The 2,654-nt window shown below is 77.1% G+C and carries 2 protein-coding genes; both read left to right on the top strand.

All coding sequences use genetic code 11. The features are described from left to right. The first annotated feature begins 268 nt into the window (after positions 1-268). On the top strand, positions 269-937 hold the full coding sequence (locus tag ACFCX4_RS31385; RefSeq protein ID WP_376149917.1) for a hypothetical protein: 669 nt from the start codon (positions 269-271) through the stop codon (positions 935-937). Continuing rightward, positions 934-2,544 (top strand): multicopper oxidase family protein, encoded by a 1,611-nt coding sequence (locus tag ACFCX4_RS31380; RefSeq protein WP_376149914.1) that lies wholly within the window; start codon positions 934-936, stop codon positions 2,542-2,544. The genes ACFCX4_RS31385 and ACFCX4_RS31380 overlap by 4 nt, the downstream gene beginning before the upstream one ends. The last annotated feature ends 110 nt before the right edge of the window (positions 2,545-2,654 follow it).

Genomic DNA, 2,654 nt, shown 5'->3' with positions numbered 1-2,654 from the left:
GGGCCGGCGCACCGCCCGTCCGGGTGACAACGACGCGCTGAACAGGCGCGACAGGGTGGTCCGCGACCGGAAATCGCTTGATCCACACCGATAGTGATGTGTGATCAGTGGCGCTCCCGGCCGCGTCCGTCCAGGAGCCGCGTGCCCCGGAGCGCCGTCCCGACCGCTTCCCCGCGCCGAGCGTCTCCGGCATGCCCGTCAACCCGGCCTGCCCACCCCGCCGCGGCGCGCCCGGCAGAGAGAAGGCCGACCGTTGAGCAGTCCCCCGGTGACCCGTACGCCCCGCCTGCCGCTGTTCCCGCCGGCGGGTCCTTCGGCCGACGCGCCGGCGCCCCCGGCGGCGCGCCTGCCGCGGCTCCTGCTGCGGACCGCCGCGACCGCGTCCGCCGCGCTCGCGGTGGCCCAGACGGTGCTGGCGGGCGGCTTCCTCAACGGCCACTACGAGGCGCTGCGGGCGCACGAGGTGGCCGCGACGGCGCTGGGCGGCGTGCTGGTGGTCCAGCTCGTCGCGGCCGCGCTGCTCCTGCGCCGGGCCGGCGGGCCGGCGGGGGTTCGCGGGCCGCGGTGGCCGCTGGGGACCACCGCGCTGCTGCTGGCCGTGGTCGGCGCGCAGATGGTGACCGGCTACGAGCGGGCGGTCGGCGTGCACCTCACGCTGGGCGTGCTGACAGTGAGCGCGGTGCTGTTCGTCCTGGTCGGCACCTGGCGGCTGCCGTCGCCGGCATCGCCGCCGCCGCCGCCGCCGTCGGTGCCGTCGTCGGCGCGGGTCGACGCCGGGGGCGCGGGGGCCGACGCGTCCGCCGGGGCCGACGGGGCACCGGAGGACGGCACCGGCCGGCTGCCACGACCCGCCGGGACCGGCGGACCGGCCGTGGCGGGCGGACCGGCGGGTCCCGGCACCCTCACCGGCTCCGGCCCGGCGGAGGTGGCGCAGTGAACCGCCGCCGGTTCCTCGGCGCCGGCGCGGCCGTGCTCGGCGCCGGCACCCTCGGGGCGTTCGCCGTCCCGGCCGCAGCCCGGCTGCTGGCCGAGGCCCGGCCCGGCCGGCTGCTGAGCAGCGAGATCCCGCTGCCGGAGCCGTTCCAGCTGCCCCTCCCGGTCCCGGCGGTGCTCGCCCCGGTCCACTCCGACGCCACCACGGACTCCTACGAGATCACCCAGCGGGTGGCCCGGCTGGAGATCCTGCCCGGTGTGCGGACCGAGGCCTGGACGTACGGGGGCACCTTCCCGGGGCCGACGCTGGTCGCCCGCGCGGGCCGCCGCACGGTGGTGCGCCACCGCAACGAGCTGCCGGTGCCCTCGGTGGTCCACCTGCACGGCGGCCACACCCCGGAGGACAGCGACGGCTACCCGCTGGACCTCGTCCTCCCGGTCGGGTCCGCCGCCGGCTCCTCCGGGGACCGCGCCCCCGGCCGCACCGCGGCGGGTCACGCGGGGATGGCGGGGATGCCGGGCATGGAGGGGGCCGTCGACCTCTCCCGGGCCGTCACCGGCGAGCGCGGCTACACCTATCCGGGCCACCAGCGCGCCGCCACCCTCTGGTACCACGACCACCGGATGGGCTTCACCGGCCCCGCCGTCTGGCGCGGGCTGGCCGGCTTCCACCTGGTCCGCGACGACGAGGAGGACGCGCTGCCGCTGCCGCGCGGCGAGCGCGAGCTCCCGCTGATGCTCGCCGACCGCTCCTTCGCCGCCGACGGCTCCTTCGCCTACCCCGCCGTCGACGACGAGCTCGCCGTCCCGGGCGTCACCGAGGACTACATGAACGGCGTCCTCGGGGACGTCATCCTGGTCAACGGCGCGCCCTGGCCGCGCGTCGCGGTGGACCGGGCCCGCTACCGGCTGCGCGTCCTCAACGCCTCCAACGCCCGCCTCTACCGGCTGGAACTCGACCCGCAGCCGCCCGGCGGCGACGCGCTCGTCCAGATCGGCGGCGACGGCGGGCTGCTGGCGGCGCCGCTCGCGCACGACGCGGTGGAGATCGCCCCCGCCGAACGCTTCGACCTGGTGGTCGACTTCTCCCGCTACCGGCCCGGCACCGCGGTGCGGCTGATGAACCGCTTCGGCGGCGACGGGACGGAGCAGGTGATGCTGTTCGAGGTCGGCTCGCGCACGCCCGACGACGACCCCGAGCTCCCCGAGCGGCTCTGCACCCTCGAAGAGCTCGACCCGGGGGCCGCCGTCGCCACCCGGGTCTTCGGCTTCCGCCGCAGCCGCAACGCGGGCTGGACGATCAACAACCAGGCGTACCGGCCGGGCCGGGCGCTCGCCCGCCCGGCCCTCGGCAGCACCGAGATCTGGCGGTTCTTCAGCGACGTCCACCACCCCGTCCACGTGCACCTGAACTCCTTCCAGGTGCTGTCCCGCAACGGCCGGGATCCGGGCCCGTACGACGCGGGGTGGAAGGACACCGTGGACCTGCGGCCGGCGGAGGCGGTGGAGGTGCTGGTGCGGTTCTCCGACTACGAGGGGGCGTACATGCTGCACTGCCACAACCTGGAGCACGAGGACATGGCGATGATGGCGGACTTCGTCGTGGAGTGACCAGCGGCACGCGAGGGGGTGGGCGGCGGCCGCCGCCCACCCCCGGCCCGGCCACCCCCCGCCCCCCCCCCCCGCCACCCCGTGGGGCCGTAACCCCGTAACCCCTTAAC

Origin of the sequence: Kitasatospora sp. NPDC056327 (assembly GCF_042261735.1) — a bacterium.
Classification (GTDB): Bacteria; Actinomycetota; Actinomycetes; order Streptomycetales; family Streptomycetaceae; genus Kitasatospora.
The sequence above is the reverse complement of the archived record's forward strand: the minus strand, read 5'-3'. Positions and strand labels throughout refer to the sequence as shown.